The organism is Variovorax ureilyticus (assembly GCF_037889935.1).
In the GTDB taxonomy this organism is placed as follows: Bacteria; Pseudomonadota; Gammaproteobacteria; order Burkholderiales; family Burkholderiaceae_C; genus Variovorax; species Variovorax ureilyticus.
Window position 1 is genome coordinate 1 of sequence record NZ_JBBKZU010000035.1, and the last position, 18664, is coordinate 18664.

Sequence of the window (18664 nt, forward strand, 5' to 3'; positions counted from 1 at the left end):
CGGAAGGGGACTGCCAGCGGGCGCTGGCGCCGCCTACGCCGTCACGGCCCGATGGCCGCGGCGGGGGAATTTACGTGTCGATAGCTGGGGGAGTTTGGGTGTCGTTCGGGGGACAAGGCGCCGAAGAACGCAGGCTACGACCCCGTGGCGCCGCTGCATTCGTTGCTCGAGCCCTTCACGGCCCAAAAAGCGCGAGACGCAGCCCTGGATCTTGAGTTCGACGCCAGCCTTGCCATCTACATCGCGACATCGAACAACCCCACCAAGGTCCCGGAGTCGCTCCGCTCCCGCTTCTGGGAGTTTGAGATTCTTCCGCCGACTGGAGAAGAGGCCCTGCAAGCGGCCCGAGCAGTTGTCGCTCGTGCCGTCGCCGAACTGGGAATTCCGGAGTTCGTACTCCCTGAGGCGCGGTGGGCTCACAAGGTGGCCCACCTTACGCCGCGGGAGATTTGCCACGTCGTGCGGGATGCCGTCGCGCGTGCGCTTCAATGTGGTCGTCTTCATCTCACGTTGGATGACCTTCCGAGTGATGAGGGCGAGGAGGCAGCGACTCAGTGGCTTCATTGACGAGCCGCAATGCAGCGGTGAAAGCAACGGCTCTTGAAGCTCTGAGAACGGCACAGAACGCCTATTGGCGTTGATCGGGGGTGCGTATGAACGATGGACAGCGCTGCGTGCAGGGGAAAAGGTACCGATCAACGTCGGAGGTGGCGGCCTTGATGAAGGATGGGGAACGACTTCGGTCCGGGCGCCTGAAGGCTGCTGACATGATGACCCTCGCGGAAGCTGCCGCGGAGCTCGATATCGAAGCGTCGGCAATCGCGAAGGCGCTAGCTGAAGGCCGCTGCATTGGCATCGTCGATTCAGCCGGAGACCTGAGACTGCCGATCTGGCAATTCGAGCCCACGGTTTGGTTCGAGATTGAATTGATCGGCGAGCAACTTGGCTCAGTCGACGGATGGACCCTCCTGCAATTCCTTGAAGTGCCTTCCGCATCTCTCGAAGGCATATCACCGCGGATGGCTCTAGAGCGCGGCGTCCCACGCGAACGTGTGCTCGCGGCTGCGGCCTCTTACGCGCATTGACGGAGCCGCGTCGAACGCGGAGCTCCCGTTGCGCAACAGAAGTGCCCTCGGAGATTGATGAGACCTCTGGATCAACTCTCGTTGCTCAAATGGCTTCCCGACGAAACGCTCTACAGCGTTTGCAGCCGTCAGCATCGTTTCTGGGGACACAGCAGCCCTCTTGAGACCTGCGAAGCTCTATTCGGCCGCCAGATCGGCGGCGTCTATCATGACTTGCCCAGTCACCTTGGTCTCTTGGCTGCGCGGGTTCAGGAACGATGGGGCGAACCGGGCGCGCTTGCGATGGAGAAAACACTGCTCAAGTACTACGCAGCGTGGAAGCCCAGGGAGGTGACGATGGCAGCTGTGGCAACAATGGCGGCAGGTGCGGTTCGTCATCTGAAGGTCCGTCTTGGACTGCAGAACAGCCGCTTCCGGGCGAACCATCCGCTGAAGGCGTGCGTGGCTTGCATTCAGGATGACGTGGGGCAGTACGGTTGGGCCTACTGGCACATGGAACACCAGTACCCGGGAGTGTGGGTCTGCACAAGACACGGCACTCTCCTTCACGAGTCGCTTTTCAAGTCTACGGGCGCGGGGCGATACGACTGGGTGCTGCCAAGAATAGATCAACTGACCCGATCAATCGAATGGCCCGTCGAAAGGCCGCCCCAGGCAGCAGCCGGCTTTGCAGCGCTGACAGTCGATCTGATTCGGAGCGGCGCCAGCTTCGAGGTCTCGCGCTTCCACGAGGTATACAGGCAGCAGCTCGATCGTGCCGGCATGACATCGGTCGCGGGGAATGCGCCGATGCGCGAGCTTGCTGCAGCGTATTTTGACAAGGCACAAGCGCTGCGGTTGGCGTCCGACCTCAGAGCGTTTCCGGCAACCCTCGGGGAGGCCTATGCCCATGTCCAATACTTGCTTCAACGTCCCAGAGTGCTGGTGCACCCGTTGCGGCATGTCCTGATGATCAGTTGGCTGTTTCCGAACGCCGCTGGATTCCAGTCCGCCTATGCCGCCGCTGCCGAGGTGGACGCGAACGGGAAATGCGCCAGTTCGCGCCTGAGAAGTCACGAGATGAAGTATGTCGACGATGCCGCTCGCAGTCAGATCGTCGCTGCGCTGGCCTCGGGTCTTAGGCCGGGGCAGATCGCCGCGCAGCACGGGGTGCGGCCATCGGTGGTCGAGCAGTTGCTGGATGAGAACGGATTGCGATTGGTTCGCAGGAAAGCCAAGGCAAAACAGGCCCGAAGCAACGCGCGAAGCCGATGGCTCTCAGCCGTCGACATTCATGGTCGTCTCGGCGTCACCCGTGTTCGCATGCTGGAGCCGGCCGCATACTCATGGCTCTATCAGAACGATCGCGAGTGGCTGAGCAGGCATCAACCCAAGCGGCCGAACCACAGAGCTCGGCCTGGTAGGTCACTTCAGAAGGAGCGAAACGAAGGCCCCCTGACACCACAACCTAGTGCATGAATGGGCAAGCTCAAAGCGTCTCGATCCTGTTCCAAAAGAGAGCCCAGAAGTCATCGTCTCGGGGCACCAGGTCCTCATAGCGAGACCTCGCATCGGGCGTGTTGGACAAGAGTGCCTTGACGCAGGGTTGTAGCAGCTTCAGATACGTGTTCGCCGCGTTGTCGAAGTCCTGAATAAGGAGGTTGTCGACCTTCGAGCGTGAAGCGCGAGCCCTGTCAAAGGCAACGCGATGTGCCGCAATCCACAAAGCAATGATAAGCCGCTGGATTCCAGCAGTTCGGTCAATCACCAGCCGCGCCAGCTTATCGATATCCTCGAGGGGGACAGGATCCTTGACGAACTGAAGCTTTAGCAATTGTTTGAAGAATATCCTTCTGAAGTAAGATTTCGGATCGATGCTGTCAAAGCGCTCTGTAGAGAAGTAGCCCATCGTGGAGATACGGGACATTGTGCTAAGGCGGTTCGTCAGTGCACCTATGCCGTCGGGCGTCCCGCTAAAAAAGAGAGGAATACTCCAGATATTCATAAAAGTGAGAAGCCATTTGAGCGTCTCATCGTCGCTTATGTGCAAGATCGGACCGGGTTGTCCGGGAGCCCTTATCTTTTTTCTCTCTTTCACTGGAGGAATATGAAAAAGATTTTGTACTTCATCCAAATGCAAAATCCCAAGTGCATGCGCTCTTGCGATCAGTGTCCATTCGTCTAGCATTTGCTCGCCCTTGGGATTTTTGAGATCTATGAATCGCGCAAAGCGAGTGCCTTGCGTGACTAAATCCCACTGAATCCCCAGGGCGCGCGCCAAGTCATGGCTTCGTCCCCCCGCAGGCACGTTGACCGATAAATAAACGACCTGCTTATGCGACCCGATGATTCCCGGATATGACTCGTGTTCGATAACTTGGGGATACAGTCCGAAGGATTGATCCAGCAACTCAGTTTTTCCAGTTCCGCTGTCGCCCGTAAGTACCGCCGCAGTTGCGGGCGCGGCTTTGAGCTTCGTCAGGGTCCGATAACCTGCGAGTTGGGCCCATGTGCGAGGTTCAGCCGGATTTCGGTAGCTGTATCCTTGTCTGAGCATGAGATCGGCCGTGGTCGCGACGGGCTCGGCTTGTATCGGCGGAAGGTACAGTTTGCGGATGAACATTACCCAATGAAGCCTTATGTGCCAGGGTATTGATTCGACTAGCTTCGGAAGTTGGGGAATGACTGTCATCAATTCTAACATTTCCGCAGGCGTTCGAATTTTCAGGTGATCCATCAGAATATTTTGACCGTACGGATTCAAATCCGCGGGGTCAATGATGCTTGAGCTTCGCATGAGACATCTTCTCGATAATTTTGCTCATCATGGCTATGTGCAGATCATCTGATTCTGTGATCTTTGCTGCATTGCCGTTGACGGTAGCAGGGAGGATATTTTGATTTTTCCCAACCTCGATTTGCCGCGCTGTCGTGATGCTTGGAATCTCTTGCGGAACAGTAAGTACTTCTTTTGTCAACTCTTCGGCAATCGAAATGATCATTTTCGAGATTTGGCCTAGCTGATTGTTCAGAACTACGCGACGGTGCTCATAGTCCGCATTATTCAGGGTGCCGTAGTAGAAGGAGTCCATGACGTCATCCAAGGTCTGAAAGCGAGTGGCTCTCGTGAAATCGGATAATTGAAGGTCAAGAAGCCCTTTTCCTGTAGAATTGGGCGTCCAGATTCTGGAGACGGATCCAGGAAAATGGTTGGCTCGGATTTTTGTCGTCCCGAAATTCCTGGCATACGCGGTCCATTGCTCTTCTTCAATTTGTGGGCATGAATAGTCCAGGCCAGCAAAATTCACGCCGATACGGTTGATGATTGCGGTTTCTGTCGGCAGGAGTGAGGTGATGAGTTGGGGAAGAGTTGTTGCTCGCTGTACCCCGGCGCCAATCGCATGCCCATAGCTCCAGAGCCCGGCAGGCGAGGGGTGGACGCCTGCTTGCACCATGTTGGCGTCTAGCCGATTGGTCCGGTCGGCGTTCAAGTTGTAGAGGGTGAAGATGACGTGGAGGTACGCGGCGAATTCGGGGACTGTAAGAACCCCTTCTTTGGGGTTGAAGCGCCGGAGCTCATATTCCGCGCGTCGTGCGTCAATGGCGCCGGGTACAAAGAAATAGATCTTGTCCTTTTCGATGCGGTGGAGAACTTCGTTGATTCCTCTCAGGTCGGGGCGGTAAGGTGGCGTGTACTGCAAGTTCACTTTCAATTCGGCCCCGAACTGCTTTGCCCCCTTGGAGAGGTACTCGCCACGATCGCACCAGAAGTAGTACGGCAGGGTGGGCGAGGGCTTCAGGCTCAAGATCGGCACGTAGTGCCATAGCTCGCCCATCAAGCCTGGCGGCGCAGCCGCGGAGAAGATGGCGAGCTTGGCCATTGCCCAACTGGGGCCGCTGAGGCAGACGTGGAAGCCCACGATAGCTGTCGACCAGACATCAACGACGATATAGACGATCGGTCTCCCGACGAGCCAGGCGCGGTTCACTGTCGATCGCAGGTACACGTCGCCGATTGAACTATCGATCGCGTACGTGTGGCCTGGTCCTGACACTCCCTTCCAGCTTCGCGCCTTCAGGCCACGCTTCGCCCGGGTCATGTGTCCCTCGGTGGTGCTCTGCGCCAGGCGCACGAGACGATCTATATGGCGCTCAAGGAAACGTGCGATCTGCCGCCTCGACGGATATGAGCCTTTCGGCAACGCGATTGCGACCAACTGGCCGTCAACCTCCTTGTATTGCGTGAAGAAGTGACTGTCGAGGATCATCTGCGCCCGATCTGGATAATCCGGCTTCGGGCATGGAATCTGCGCGTCCCCTGTGAGGATGCGCACCTGCCAATCGGTGCTCATGCCCGGTTGCTCTGGTGGCAGAGCGCTCCCAGTCACGACGTAGTGGAGGCGCTGCTTGTTCGTCCAGCGGCCGGCCTTCTTTCGACCTCCCGGATCGCACGGCCTTGAGATGCCCCGCGCTCCAGACTGGAAGTAGCGATCGATCAGGCTGCTCTCTTCGAAACCGTAGCGACAGAGCAGCGAAAAGTACTTGTAGATGGTGCACGTGGCGCGCCCACTTTCCGCTGAAGCGGCCAATACGAGCTTCGCAAGAGAACGCGCCTCAAGGAGCTGGGCCTGGAGGTTTTCAATGTCTAAGAAGCTCGCCATGGCAAGGCAGCGCGCCTTGTGCTCCTCGTTCTCGTACCGCTCGTTACCCTCCGACTCGTTGCTCGTCGCGTCCTCCGTCAGAACGGCCTGGAATCTGTAATACCGAGAGTCATTAACAAGTTGCACCGGCAGGACCTGGTCACCGAGCTCCTCAAGCTCCGTGGCGGTGGTCCAGACAAGTTTTCCCACGAGTGGAAGGGGGGATTTTTTCCGGGGCTTCTTGGTTGTCTCTGACCGCTTCCTGCCTCCGTGCATGCGTCTGATCGCGCTCGCGGGGGTCGCTATCCGCGCCAAGGCGCAGCTGTCCAGGGCCTTGCTGACCGCAACGATTCGAAAGGTGCCATTCAAAGGCTCGGCTGAGGTGATACGGATCACACCGTTTTGCATCAACTCCATGATGATCTCCTCATCGTGATTGGATTGAGCTCTCGAAAATCCGACAGGGAAAGTAGTGAGTAGGGAAAATTCAGGTTCCAACCCATTCGCATGTCAATCGGTAGGGCCTCATGCCAGACCGACTGCCAGAATGCCCGTTGGGCGAGTTCCATGCTGCCCAATTTGCATGCCATTCTTTGCAGATTGATATAAAGTGGCGATGCCTGATGAAGACGAAAAATGGCTTGCGCGATTGCTATCGATTCGTCCCCCGCTTCTTTATCAAATGCCCAGGCAGCAGCAGATCTGAGAACATCGCTCACGCGAGGGTCGTATAGCTCACGCGTGAAGAAAATCCAAGGAACGCCTCTGATTTGCCAATAGGCCCTTTCAAGTGCCAATAATTGCCTCTCTCTGGGGGTTAGCTTCTTGTTAGGCTTGGCGCCGACTGCTAAGGCAGAAAGATCCCGGCTGCAGTTGCCTGCGGGTGCATAAACGATCAAGCGATCAGTCGTGAATCTCCAGGGCTTGGTATCGGCGTCCCCTGCGATTACAGGATGCTTGATGCCCAATAATGCGGCTAACTCCAAGGTTCCGAGATATTTTTTTCGCGGATCGACCATCATGTAGGTCGAGAGGTCGTGAATGGCAGATTCAAGCGAAAGAAGTCGCTGCTCCGTGCTGTCTTCTACAGTGGGGTCCAAACTCGTGAATAATAGACAATCCCATTCCCCATCGCTCAATAGCGCCTGCTGTCTACCACGCCAAAGATGAAGATGAGAGCGACCGCTGCTCGCTGGATCGCTGCGGGAAACGCCATGCCAAGGTACGTAGTCAAGGTACGCTCCGAAGCCGCGCCCTTCGCGCAAAAATCGGGCGAGAGTCGTCGGTGTAAACCGCTTGGTTGTTGGCATGGTCTAGACCTTTCTCCATGCAGTCGCATCTTTTTTCGTCAAAAGAATCGCCAAGATCTTCCAGGTCTTCCAAATCGTTGAAGTCCAAGCCGTAATCATCGAAATCCAAGTAAGACTTAGCGTTTTCGCAAGTCTTCATCATATCTATTGCCTCGCTTAAATCCTCCCAAAGTGTTGACACAACGAGCGGATATAGCATTCTGTCAGTGCAAAATTGCCGACCAAATACGATCGAATCGATAGAGGCGTAAAGGTCAGTTTTCGAATTAGGGATTCTTGGTATTAACGAGAGCCATTCTTTTGGAAATGTCTTCTTAATGTGAGTGCCGAGACGTCGGATGCGTCCTTTAGAGTAGCCAAATCCCATCTGTCTCGCTTTTTTCGAAACTGCACAACTGAAAAAGCCCCACGGAATCGGTTTCGTACGATTGAGAAATGCACGACACACCGAAAAATAGTGTTGGATCGGCCGATGCGATCGCCAACACTCAAGGAGTTGTTGAGACGGAGTTGCCGGGTTTTTAACCAAACTGGGTGAACGGGCGGCCGCATTAGACACCAGTTTTAACTCACAATTTTGATGTAAATCACACCAAAAACAGGGCGAAATTTGATGCGATCGTCGCCAAATGAATCGTCCAAATGATTTGTAACTGTCTTCCATGCAGATTTCGCAACAAAGCGTTTGTTGCCATATATTTCCTCTGGCTAGCAATGCGCAAGCCGGACCTAAAAGAAACGTCGTGGCATCATTTTTGTTTATCGCTTCGTATAGCGGATACATTGTATGCTGCGAAACGAATTCTTCTTCCTTTAGATTGCATGCCCAAGAGAGGGCTTCATAGATTTTCGATTTTCCTTTAGTTGTGTCCACATATCTATTTAGCCTTTTGGAGTACCGAAAGGGGATAAATCCATTTATTTTGCACAACCAACAATAGTAGCTGTGCCACAGTTCGTCAGGACCAATTAACGGTCGCGAGATATCCGATAGCGGAGCAAATTGCGTCAAGAATGATTGGGGGTGTTGGGCAAGAGATTCCACGGCCTCAGATTAGGTCGAAAAGAATGGGCCTAAAAGTTGGAGAGGTCTCAGGACGTATCAGGCCCATCGGCGCGGGTTGAAGCGCAAGCCCGTAGGCGCAACGGAAAACGGTCGGCTGCTCAGGTCCTTCGGGCGCGCGGTGAATCGCATAGCCGCGTCATATCGCGCGCCGACGAGAGCCGTCACCCAGAGCGGAACGCTCTGATCTCACGATGTTTGCGACTGTCGGAGTCAGACGCGTAAGATTCGATTGCACATTTACGACTTGAGGAAGCCGTACGCCCCCTTAACGCGGCTTACGCCGTGTTTACGACTTTATTGGCCAAGAACAGCTACCGGGACCGAGAGAGCAGCCATCGCCTTAATCGCCCGAGATGCCTAGATCGAAGCGCAGAACATATGCAGCTGGCATCATCTCGCCTCGAGCGTACATTTCGGCAGCCGGCATCGCAACAACGCGCTCAGGTTTCGACTTGCCATCGAAGAAGACCAAATAGAAAAAGTAGCCCGGCGCATGATCCCGCGAAACGGAGACAACATGTTCGTTGTCGGACAGGAAGAATCTGTGGCCGTCGCCACCACGCAGGCATCCGACGGCCTTCACCTCCACGTAGCGCTCTTGTCCGTCTCCACTGTGGCTCAGGTAGTCGTAGCCGTAGGCTGGGCGATCGCGCCTATCATCGATCTTCGCGACGAGATTCCCGAGACCAGCTCCTAGCAGGCGCTGCTTTTCCCATTCGAGCGCAAAGAGCTCGGCTGCCTCGCCAATCTCGGACCGGAGCTTCTGGACTTCCTCGAAATTCACGCGCCGTTTGGCTTTCTTCCGCGGACTGACAACTCCGTCGTCCTCAGTGTCAACCTCGTCGAGGTTGATGTATTCGACATACAGGAACGACATGAACTTCGGATTGCTCCAGTGCTTTGTCATGGAATTTCCGTTCTTCACGTCCATTAGCCTATGCTGGATCTCACTGAGCGCAATGCCGGGCTCCATTCCCAGCTCTGCCGCAAGTGTCTCGAGATGATCCTTGCTGCAGACATTCAAGAACTTGTCGGGGAAGTAGAGACTGAGGACTTTCGCCTTTAGCATCTGGGAAAGTGGATTGCTGTCAATCGCCTCAAAGGAGATCGAAGAGTTGCTCGCCAGCTTTCCGAGATCTCGCAACGCGCCCTTTACGGCCTCATAGGCTTCGGACTGCGTCGACCCGAACTTCTTCGAGAAGCGATACTTTTTTGTTTTGTCGGATTTCGTTTCACCGAAATATATTCCAAACTTGAGTGCCGTGGCGCCGTAGATACTTGCCCAAGAGCGTGTCTTTACCTCCAAGAACGTGCAAAAGGTGGGCGCCTGGCGGCCGATGACATAGTCCTCAAGCTCCAGCTTGCCAAGAGTCTTCAGAGGAAACGCATGCAGAAACTCGCCGCGGGCCTGGATAGCCTCATCCTCGTAAGTTGTCGAGAAGATTTTGTTGTAGGCCCGAAGCTTGACGAGGTTGAGCGGACTGGTGATTGCCATAGATGGTAGGAATAGAGAACCGCTCAGCGCGGCAATTGGAGGTCGGGGAAATCTTGGGCTCGATGCGAGAAGACAAGGTACTGCGCGAAATCGCCTGCAACACCGATTGCATTCTTGATTTCCATTGAGGAGTCTTCCCTTCGTGTGAGGCAAGTGCAAAGAGTTGTGCATGGCGAGGCTGTTGTGCCCGTGGGCCAACGCAGGCCACGACCTCACATCGACCGAAATCTCCGGTCGCGGCCGGCGAAACACCGCATCGCCCCATACTGTTTCCAACTGTAGCCTCAGGCTCGGAGGCCTCCTCGGAACAATTTCACGCAGCTACGATCTCTTCGGTCTTGAGCGACCAGCTCTGGCCGTTTCCTTGACGCCGGCCCCGCGGCGTTCCCGCCGGACAAGGACGAAGACTTTTGAACCCCCTGCGGCGTGCTCCGCCCGCGGTGACCTGAAAGCACCCGGCCGCACCGCGCGACGTCCCGCATTGCAGCGCAGGCCCACTGTTCGACCACGTCGTGCGCGACCTTGTCCCCGACGACCGTCTGCCGGATCGTTGAGAGGATCACAAGCTCGGTCACAGGGACAAGCGATCTGAACTGAGCGTTGAGATCCATCTCGTCGATCGTTATGTCACTCGCCCCGGGGCACGTCATCCAACTCGCGCGACAGTTCCTCCAGTTCGGGCGGCGCAATCCGGTAGCTCACGATGCGCACATCCAGATCGAAGCTCAAGACTCTCCGTAGCGCGCGTCGCAGGGCGTTGTGGATCCATTGCGCCTCGTTGCCAAACGCACCGCCACTCAGCCGCGTGAGCAGGACGATGTTCGACGCACTACGACGAGCATTCAGGACCCCAGCCCAGAGGGTCGCCTCGTAGGCGGCCTCGAGTATCAACGCAGCGAAATGCGGCCAAATGCTCCTTGGGGAGCTCCCCATAGGCGACCGGCAAAGCCGAGCAGAAGGCCTGTGACACGATCGGGCCGGGTGTGGTTGGCGCATCGGTTACCTCGACATCGCTGTGAACACCAATGCGCAGCTTGCCGCGCAGCGCATCAAGCTCTGCATCGCTTCGCGACTTGAGATGTTGCGTCAGCAGGTTCAACCGATCTTGTGAACACAAGGCATAGCCGTTGCGCATGGTCCAAAGCTCATCCAGCGGTCGCTGCATAGCCACGCTCAATGCCTGCCCGAGGTCTGCGAGCCCATCCAGTTGGCGATTGCAGGTTTGACCCAAACCACCTGCAGTCGGCGCGAAGTAGTTGCGATAGATCGTGGCCGCCCCCGCCGCCATCGCGCACGCGGGTCCTTGTGTCGGATCGTTCTGATAGATCGTCACGCCGTCCTCCGGTGTGACCCCTGGCCTGCCCCATCATTTCGAGCAGGTTGAACTGCGATGCGACCTGAAACAGCGCACCGCGGAACTCCGGGGCTTGGTGCAGCGCACGTATGTCACCCCTGGTCAGGCGCACACGCAGCCGGCTTTGATCCGTTGGCGGCACACCCACACGCTCCCGGAGTTCGTCCAGCGAAACCAGCTCGAGATCGCCGATTCCGCGCCGGGCGCCCGTGACAGTGGATACGAGCTGCTTTCCCTCGATCGCCAGCCGCGCTCGCGTCTCGGCGTAGCTGGTTTCGCGGAATCCCGTGAGTCGTTCGAACCAATCCATCCTCCTCTCCTCAGTGATCGAGGGTCCGTACAAGAGCCGGCAGACCGACCGCCGCCGATACCTGCCAATCCAGACCGTTGCGGCCCGACAAGGTGTCGGCATCGGGATTCAATACCGCCACATCGCAGCCTTGCCGACGTGCCGCTGTCAGCGCCGGTTGAATACTCCCCACTTGGGGGTTTTCAACCGGCGCTGACAAGCGCAATTCGATGCCCTGGTGGTCGGCCTGCCATGGGAACGACTGCCCGAGATGAAAGTCATCACGCGCATGTGACCTCCGGCGTGCCTGCGCCGGTTGACAGCACTTGTGCCAGTGGTGCGAGGCAGGCCGCTCTGGCACCATGCTGCGCATGCTTGGCACGCAAGCCCCCCAAGTGCTGCTGAAGGTGCTCGGTTGGGTCGCTCCTACCCGACGGACGGCCCGGTCGAGATTCCCGACGGGTGTATCGGCGGCCTAAGCCGCCAGTGCCACGGCCTGGATGGCGGCAGCATCCCGCGCGGCTGAACCGGCGAGCGCCTCGAGCTCCTTAAAGCTACGCTGGGGTTAGCGCACCTTGGTCGCCGTCTCGTCACCGCCGGTTCCCCGCGAAAGCCTCGGCGTAGAGCTCTTGCCTTCGGCCCGGACCTTCATATTCCTTCAGACCCACGGCCCATATCCGTTCTCGGACTTCGTCACTCAACGTCGAGGCGGTGTCGCTAGACGCCGGAACTTCTGGCCTCGCCTGACGACCCGTGTGCCTCGTGCGGAGCGACGTGCGGCTCCGGATGCAACCGCCGCCGCCTCGCCCGTGGGGCGAGGTGGCTCATCAATCGAGAGGGTGTCGGCAAAGGACAGGCCGGATAGAACCAACCACCTTCGACTATCAGCTCAAGAACAAACCCTGGAGGGCATGGTGATGAACAACTACCTCAACCGCGTGTTGGAGGTCTCTTCGGCATTGACCTTGGTCGGCCTCACCGGCTGCGCGGGCGTCGACTTCTACCAGGACAAGAAGCTCGAGAATGCAACCGGTATCCCGATCTACGGCGCCAAGCCCTATGTGCTCGTGGTCCGCACCGGGGCCGAGTCAAAGCCGGTGGAGAGCTCCATCGTCTATATCACCGACCCCTCCCAGATCATCTATGCCAAGCCCAAGTCCGGCTTCGGGACGGCAAAGCTGACGCTCGGCTTAACGGGTGGGCAGATGACGTCCTTCGGCCAGGAAACCGATGTGAAGGTCCCCGAACTGCTCAACTCTGTCGCCGGCCTGATTACAGCGCGGGCAGGTGCCGCCAAGACTGCCGCTGATGCCGCAGCCGTTCTGGCCGGCATTACCACAAAGCAGGCGGCGCCGGTCGCGACGGACGTCGCCAAGAAGACCCTGGACATTGCTGACGACATAACGAAGAAGCTGGATGCCAACCAGCTGGACCTCATCGATCCGCAGAAGCAGACCCTTCGTTCGGCAGCCGCAGCCCTGAGGATTGCGGGCAATACCCTCAACGACCCCGCGAAGGCACCCCAGCACGCGCAGCAGTATGAGGTCATCAAGGCGCAACGCGAGGAGCTGGCCAAGCTTCCAAAGCCGACGGGCAGCACGAGCCGCGACAAGGCACTACAGACCGTGCAGGATTGGGTGACTGAACTGGGCAAGCTGGTCAAGGCCACCGAACCGCCCAAGGAGCCCCAACCCGACTTTGAGCTCTACGAGATCGTTCAGGATATCGGGCAGCCCATCAAGCTCCGGCGTGTGGTCCCGCAATGAAGCGCGCTCCAGTCATGCGCCGCGTCAAGTCTGTCGCGAGCCTGAGGGCGGAACTGGATGATCGGGTAGGAGCCCGGGCCGATATCCTGGGCTCGATGCTGGGCGTGAAGGTGCGCGACGGTCGGGCCACCGACCAGGTCGGCATCACCTACTTCGTCCGGGAGAAGGTGCCCAAGGCGGAGTTGAGCCCCCGCAAGCGCATTCCCATGAGTCTGCGGGTCGGCGATCAGGTCGTGAAGACCGACGTCATCGCCTGGCCTCGCATGGCGGAGCAGGCGCTCCAGGCGGCTCCGACCATCGTCAGCGATGGTCGAACACAGGGCACGCTGAGTTGCTTCGCGCTTTCCAGCAGGACTCTGTTCGGGATTACCTGTGCGCACTGCCTGGAAGGTATGGACCAGAACCCCGCGACACCGACTCCGGTCGTGTACTACGGCGCGGGCAACACATGGCTTCCGACGGGCCAGAGCATCTACCTTGCCTACTCCCCGGGCACGGCGATGTCCGGCGACTTCGGCTACCTTGATTGCGGGCTGTTTGAGCTCCGCGACGCGGTGCTGGCCGCTCGCGCGCGCGCCAGCAAAGTGATCAGGGTTGTCGTCGACCTGCATTCGCTGGTCAATCAGGACGTGTTCGGGTTCAGCCCCCTCGAGCCAACAGGCTCGTCCAGTCCTGTCCGCAAGGCCAGGGTGCTGGGCGTCGAGGCCGTGGCCATGGGCGAACGGTGCGATGTCGTGCTGAACGTTGACCCGCCAGGCACTTTTAAGGGAGACAGCGGCATCCTCTGGATCACGCAGGACGGCCGTGCGGCCGCGCTGCACGCGCGCGGCGAGATCATGGCTGGTATGCAGGGGAGTCGAATGACGTCCGCGATGTCTGCCAGGCGCGTCAGTGAAAGCCTGGGCTCGCAACTGCTGGTGGGTTGACAGCGCAGGAGGTCGCCTGTCTTCGGTACCACCTGGCGAGCAGTTGTTGGCTCGACTCTACGAACATGAGGCCGCCGCTCGGACGGGACAGTCGCGGTCAGCATCGGCAATGGCGCGATCACGAAGGCGCTGCTCGACAGCCATGGCTCGTCCATGGGGAGCGGCTGTTCGGCCAGCCATATGCGCCCTTTGCATCCGAACAGATCGCTTGCCGGACAGGACGGGATCAAGTGCGCCGCCAGGACCGCACGGATCTCGTTCTTCAGGCGCGCGCGGTGGCGAACAATTTGTGAACGTCGTGCCACTTGGCGGCGCAGCGCGAGGGTCTGCTCGTCGGGCATCCAGACCTACCGCAGAAGGCCACTGGCATGCAACTGTGCAAGGACGGCCGCGTCGATCTTGTCGGTCTTGACCCGGGCCTCCGCAATCAGGCGCACCTGCCGCGGGTTGGCGATCACAACCCTTGAGACAGGCGGTTTGAGGGCTGTCACGATCGCGGCTGTGTTGCCGGTGGCTTCGAGGACCACTTCGTCGTCGGCTCCCAGCAGGCACACCACGCCACGCGGTAGGCGGTACGCGGTACGCGGTACGCGGTACGCGCAAGGCTACCTCGGCCAGAGAGCGGTGTTCGCTGAGCGCTCGTCCCGGCAGGAGCGGTCAGTACTCCTCCTCTTTCGTAAGGGCGTGACATCCCGATCATCTTCACATAGATTACGACTTTCGTTCCCGGAAGCCGCTGAGACGAACCCACCAAGATTGATTTCATCTTTAGGAGCTAGCGGGGCTTTGGGGGGATCTCCTTTCTGTGACCCAGCGATCCCAATGCGTCGACGTTGACGTAGCAACGGATATGACGGCCTTGACGACTATCAAGTGTTTGAGGTGCGGGCATGGCAACTTGCACATGCAGAATTTCTGCGGGGAATGTGGCGCGAAGCTTGGGACGCTCGGCCATCCCGAAGTCGATTCGCTTTGTTTTGGGTCGTATACGCCACCACTTCTTGCGCAGCAAGATCTCTTTACGCGCTTTGCGGTTGAAGGCGAGCGCAAGTTTCTAACGGTGATGTTCTGCGACATTGCCAACTCCACTCCACTGGCGATACAAGCCGGGGCTGAGGCAATGCATTCCCTGCTCGATGGCTTTTTCAATTTGGCGCTGACCGAAGTTCATCGCGTCGACGGAACCATGAACCAGTTTCTCGGCGATGGCTTCATGGCCCTGTTCGGAGCACCGATGGCGCACGAGGATCACGCACGACGCGCACTGACGGCAGCCTTAAACATTCGAGAGCGCCTCCGCCACGCGACGTCCGAACAGTTGCGAACTTTGCAAGTTCGCTTCGGGGTCCACACCGGAAATGTCGTGGTCGGCATCATTGGCGACAAACTGCGCCTGGACTACACAGCGATCGGAGATACCACCCACCTGGCAGCTCGCCTCGAGCAACATGCTGAGCCTAATGCCATTAACGTCAGTGAAGTCACCCAGCGCGCGGCAAGGTCATGGTTTGACTTTGCATCTCTCGGAAGACCGGCACTTAAAGGCATTTCCGAATCGCCCGAGGTTTTCGTCCTGCTGGGAAATCGAGCTTCACCTCTGCCGCCTGGCCTAGAGTCGTCACTGGTCGGGCGTAGGCTTGAATTACAGGCGCTTGAGAAGTCGCTCCAGCAGCTTCGGTCCGGCCAAGGGTCGGTGCTGATCGTGAGCGGCGAAGCGGGGGTTGGAAAATCACGGCTCGTCTCTGAATCGAGGCGCGGAACAGGATGCGAGCTTTTCGTTGAGGGTCGATCATTGTCGTTTGGTCACAAGCTGAGCTACTGGCCGTTCATTGCAATCATGAAAGCATGGTTTCAGATCGACGACAAAGACTCAGAAGCAACGGCTTTGCAGAAGATCGAGAAGTCTGCAAGTGATCTCTTCGGGAATCGCGCGGGCGAAGTAATACCTTATTTCGCAACCGTACTATCGCTGCCGATGCGCGAGGAACACGAGCAAAGGGTCAGATATCTCGATGCTCGCGCTTTGGGCTCACAAGTGCTCCTCTGCCTGCGCGAGCTGTTTGAGCGGCAGGCGAAACGCGCTCCGAGATTGATCGTGATGGAGGATTGGCATTGGGTCGACAACTCTTCCATCGCGCTTTGTGAGCACCTACTGCCACTTGCGCGCTCAGCGGCGCTCAGCTTCTGGTTTGTCACCCGATCGGAGCCCTCGGAACCAGCCGCGCGTATGCGTGCGGCAGCGGTGTTGCAGGATGGACTGCCGCTATACGAGGTGACGCTGGCACCGCTCACTCAGAGCGACAGCGGATTCTTGATCGATAACCTCTTGGGAGCAACCAATCTTCCCGTCACAGTTCGCAGCGGAATTCTTCGTAGAGCCGAGGGGAATCCATTCTTTATTGAAGAGATCGTCCAGTCCCTTATCGCAAACGGTTCGCTAACACGCGAGGGAGATGCAGGTGGTTGGCGTGTCGCAAGGCCAATAGACACCACCCAGCTACCCGACACGGTGCACGACGTGATCGTTGCTCGGATCGACCTGCTCGATGAATCGGCGAAACGTGTGTTGAATTTCGCTGCGGTGATAGGGCGCAGCTTTTTTGTTCGCATTCTGCGGGCAATAGCCGATTCCGTAAGCGAAGTTGATTCGTGTCTCCCGCGGCTAGAACTCGCAGAGCTGGTCCGCTTGCGTCGACAGATCCCCGAACCCGAGTACCTCTTTAAGCACGCGCTCGTGCAGGAGGCGGCCTACGAAAGCATTCTGATCGAGCGTCGACGAACTATTCATCGCAGGGTCGCGCGTGCGATCGAAGTTGTGTTTTCCGACCGGCTCGATGAGTTCACTGGTCTGCTCGCCTATCACTGCGCACTAGGCGAGGACTGGGAGAACGCACGCGTTTACCTGATGAAAGCGGGGGATCAGGCAGGTCGCATGGCAGCAGACGCCGAAGCACTCGACTACTATCGTCAAGCCGAGACAGTCTACTTGAAGGTTGCGGGTCAGGAACTTTCCCCACTTCAGCGGGCGACGCTTGACCGAAAGCTCGGTCAGGCGCTGTATGGGGTCGGACGCTATGAGGAAGCGGTTGAACACTTCTCGCGTGCGCTATCAAATCTTGGGATCGCGTATCCTTGTACTCGCGCTGAGATTCGCCTTGGCACTCTGAAGCTTCTAGCCGCCCATTTCGTTCCACGGCTCGTGGGCAGCGTCGCTTCGCAGCGCCGCCTCAATCTTTCGGTGGCACAAGAGATTTCTACGATCTGTCAATCGCTCGCATGGCTGGACTACTTCGTAGACACCGAGCGATTTGGACTTGATAGCCTTATTGAGTTGAATGCTGGGGAGCGCAGCGAAGACGTAATAGGCAGGGTTCGCGGCCTGGGCACGCTCAGCGTCGCACTGATGCTATTTCGGGCGTTTGGTCTAGCTAGGCGACGTGCGAACGAGGCGGTGGCGCTAGCCGACCAGAGCGGAGCCGCAGCGGCGAAAGGTGGAGCTCGATTCGTCCGCGGTTGGCTCGATTGGCTCGAAGGGTCGCCCGATCTAGGGCATGACTCGTTCGTCATAGCTGCGGAGGCGTATTTGTCGATCGGTGACCTCCGACGTTGGGGCGGCCCCACTTACTTCATGTGCTGGGCAGCGCTGCAGCGAGGGGAATTTTCACGCGCTGCAGGTCTCGCCGCCGAACTCATTCGCGTAGGTCAAGATTCGGGCGATCCGCACGTTCTATCTTGGGGTCTAACAGCTCAAGGGGTCGTGGGCTTGGCGATCGGCCCACTCAGCGACGCGATGACCTGCTTGGCAAAAGCGCGTGAACTGTGCATTTCAATCTCGTCATTTCGTCAGCAGGCGGAGGCGGCAGGACTAATGGGTAGTTGCTTGTTGCGAGAAGGTCGCCTGGACGAAGCAGAGGTGATGATCCTAGAAGCGGTGGGATTGATCAAATCCCGCAGGCTTCGAGGGCAAGGATCGTGTGACCCTTTGAATGCATGGGCAGAACTGCGCATCTTGCAAGCTGAGCGTGCCACAACGGCATTGATACGACGTAACGCAATTCGCGATGCTGAACGCGCTTGCAAGATGGCGCTGCGTTTCTCTAGTGGCGCAATCCCTTGGCTCTCAGAAACAACGCGGTTGATGGCAGACCTTGCGTGGATTCGCGGCGATTCGATGGCGATGCACACACACTGGAACGCGAGTCTGAGGATCGCGACCGAGCTTGCGCTGCCAGTGCAGAGAGCACGCACAGTTCTCGGAATGGGAATCCGATTGGCGAAAGGTGCCTTGATCGAGGAAGCTATTGAGGTCTTCGCTCAAAGCGGCGCTAATGTGGACCTGAGGTTGGCGATGGACGCCAAGGAGGCACTAGTGCAGTGCGCTCGAAATAGTGCAACTTAATTTATGCGGCACACTCCGACCTCGATGGAGGTCGCAGCCATGCGCATTGCCCCAAGGATCGAACTGGATGCTGCTGTTCAACGAGAGTTGACGGCATTGACGCGGCGAGGCCGCGTCGAGGCCCGTGTGCAGCAAAGGGCCAAGATCGTGTTGCTCGCCGCTGAGGGCTGGCAGAACAAGGACATCGCCGTGGAGGTCGATCTGGACCGGCGCCAGGTGGCCATGTGGCGCCAGCGCTTCCTGGGTGAGCGTCCAGCCGATCCACCTTGACCCGGCTCGGAGCTCGTGATCGTCAAGGTGCGGTCGCGGATCCAACGAAGGCGACACACTCGACGAGGTTGAGAGCGGCCAGCAG

14 protein-coding genes and 1 pseudogene are annotated in these 18664 nt (G+C 58.1%); 7 read left to right on the forward strand and 8 right to left on the reverse strand.

All coding sequences use genetic code 11. The features are described 5' to 3' along the window. Window positions 1-144 precede the first annotated feature (144 nt). The 3 genes from WKW77_RS34450 (at window position 145) to WKW77_RS34460 (ending at window position 2543) form a co-directional block, all read left to right on the forward strand. The gene (locus WKW77_RS34450) at window positions 145-567 is read left to right on the forward strand and encodes an ATP-binding protein (RefSeq protein WP_340361384.1); all 423 of its coding nucleotides are present in this window, start codon (window positions 145-147) and stop codon (window positions 565-567) included. A 200-nt stretch (window positions 568-767) separates the two neighbouring features. Next, window positions 768-1085 carry a hypothetical protein gene (locus WKW77_RS34455; protein ID WP_340361385.1) on the forward strand — a complete coding sequence of 106 codons (318 nt, stop codon included), beginning with the start codon at window positions 768-770 and terminating at the stop codon, window positions 1083-1085. An 81-nt stretch (window positions 1086-1166) separates the two neighbouring features. Then, window positions 1167-2543, forward strand: coding sequence for a TnsD family Tn7-like transposition protein (locus WKW77_RS34460; RefSeq protein WP_340361386.1), 1377 nt, complete (start codon window positions 1167-1169; stop codon window positions 2541-2543). Window positions 2544-2553: 10 nt separating this feature from the next. Here the strand turns inward: WKW77_RS34460 and WKW77_RS34465 are convergent, their stop codons facing one another. The 7 genes from WKW77_RS34465 to WKW77_RS34490 form a co-directional block, all read right to left on the reverse strand. Further along, a complete protein-coding gene (locus WKW77_RS34465) occupies window positions 2554-3861 on the reverse strand; it encodes an ATP-binding protein (RefSeq protein WP_340361387.1) in 1308 nt (435 codons plus the stop codon). Then, window positions 3839-6121, reverse strand: a complete 2283-nt coding sequence (locus WKW77_RS34470) for a transposase (protein ID WP_340361388.1) — start codon at window positions 6119-6121, stop codon at window positions 3839-3841. Before WKW77_RS34470 ends, WKW77_RS34465 begins: the two co-directional genes overlap by 23 nt. Continuing rightward, a complete protein-coding gene (locus WKW77_RS34475; protein ID WP_340361389.1) occupies window positions 6112-7014 on the reverse strand; it encodes a PDDEXK family nuclease in 903 nt (300 codons plus the stop codon). The genes WKW77_RS34470 and WKW77_RS34475 overlap by 10 nt, the downstream gene beginning before the upstream one ends. Continuing rightward, entirely contained in the window at window positions 6935-8059 is a 1125-nt protein-coding gene (locus WKW77_RS35135; RefSeq protein ID WP_422823324.1) for a TniQ family protein, read from the reverse strand. The genes WKW77_RS34475 and WKW77_RS35135 overlap by 80 nt, the downstream gene beginning before the upstream one ends. A 361-nt stretch (window positions 8060-8420) precedes the next feature. Continuing rightward, a complete protein-coding gene (locus WKW77_RS34480) occupies window positions 8421-9575 on the reverse strand; it encodes a protein NO VEIN domain-containing protein (protein WP_340361390.1) in 1155 nt (384 codons plus the stop codon). 829 nt (window positions 9576-10404) lie between these two features. Then, window positions 10405-10908 carry a hypothetical protein gene (locus WKW77_RS34485; RefSeq protein WP_340361391.1) on the reverse strand — a complete coding sequence of 168 codons (504 nt, stop codon included), beginning with the start codon at window positions 10906-10908 and terminating at the stop codon, window positions 10405-10407. Between the two features lie 341 nt (window positions 10909-11249). After that, window positions 11250-11591 (reverse strand): hypothetical protein, encoded by a 342-nt coding sequence (locus WKW77_RS34490; protein WP_340361392.1) that lies wholly within the window; start codon window positions 11589-11591, stop codon window positions 11250-11252. Between the two features lie 544 nt (window positions 11592-12135). Here WKW77_RS34490 and WKW77_RS34495 point away from each other — a divergent pair. Together WKW77_RS34495 and WKW77_RS34500 are read left to right on the forward strand one after the other, a co-directional pair. Further along, window positions 12136-12984, forward strand: coding sequence for a hypothetical protein (locus WKW77_RS34495; protein ID WP_340361393.1), 849 nt, complete (start codon window positions 12136-12138; stop codon window positions 12982-12984). A 14-nt stretch (window positions 12985-12998) separates the two neighbouring features. Next, complete coding sequence (locus tag WKW77_RS34500) at window positions 12999-13910, forward strand: hypothetical protein (RefSeq protein ID WP_340361396.1); 912 nt, start codon at window positions 12999-13001, stop codon at window positions 13908-13910. A 146-nt stretch (window positions 13911-14056) separates the two neighbouring features. Here the strand turns inward: WKW77_RS34500 and WKW77_RS34505 are convergent. Then, window positions 14057-14446, reverse strand: a pseudogene (locus WKW77_RS34505) (IS110 family transposase); the annotation flags it as partial. Between the two features lie 368 nt (window positions 14447-14814). Here WKW77_RS34505 and WKW77_RS34510 point away from each other — a divergent pair. Together WKW77_RS34510 and WKW77_RS34515 are read left to right on the forward strand one after the other, a co-directional pair. After that, window positions 14815-18309 (forward strand): ATP-binding protein, encoded by a 3495-nt coding sequence (locus WKW77_RS34510; protein WP_340361394.1) that lies wholly within the window; start codon window positions 14815-14817, stop codon window positions 18307-18309. A gap of 39 nt (window positions 18310-18348) precedes the next feature. Beyond that, complete coding sequence (locus tag WKW77_RS34515; RefSeq protein ID WP_340361395.1) at window positions 18349-18579, forward strand: helix-turn-helix domain-containing protein; 231 nt, start codon at window positions 18349-18351, stop codon at window positions 18577-18579. Window positions 18580-18664: the final 85 nt, after the last annotated feature.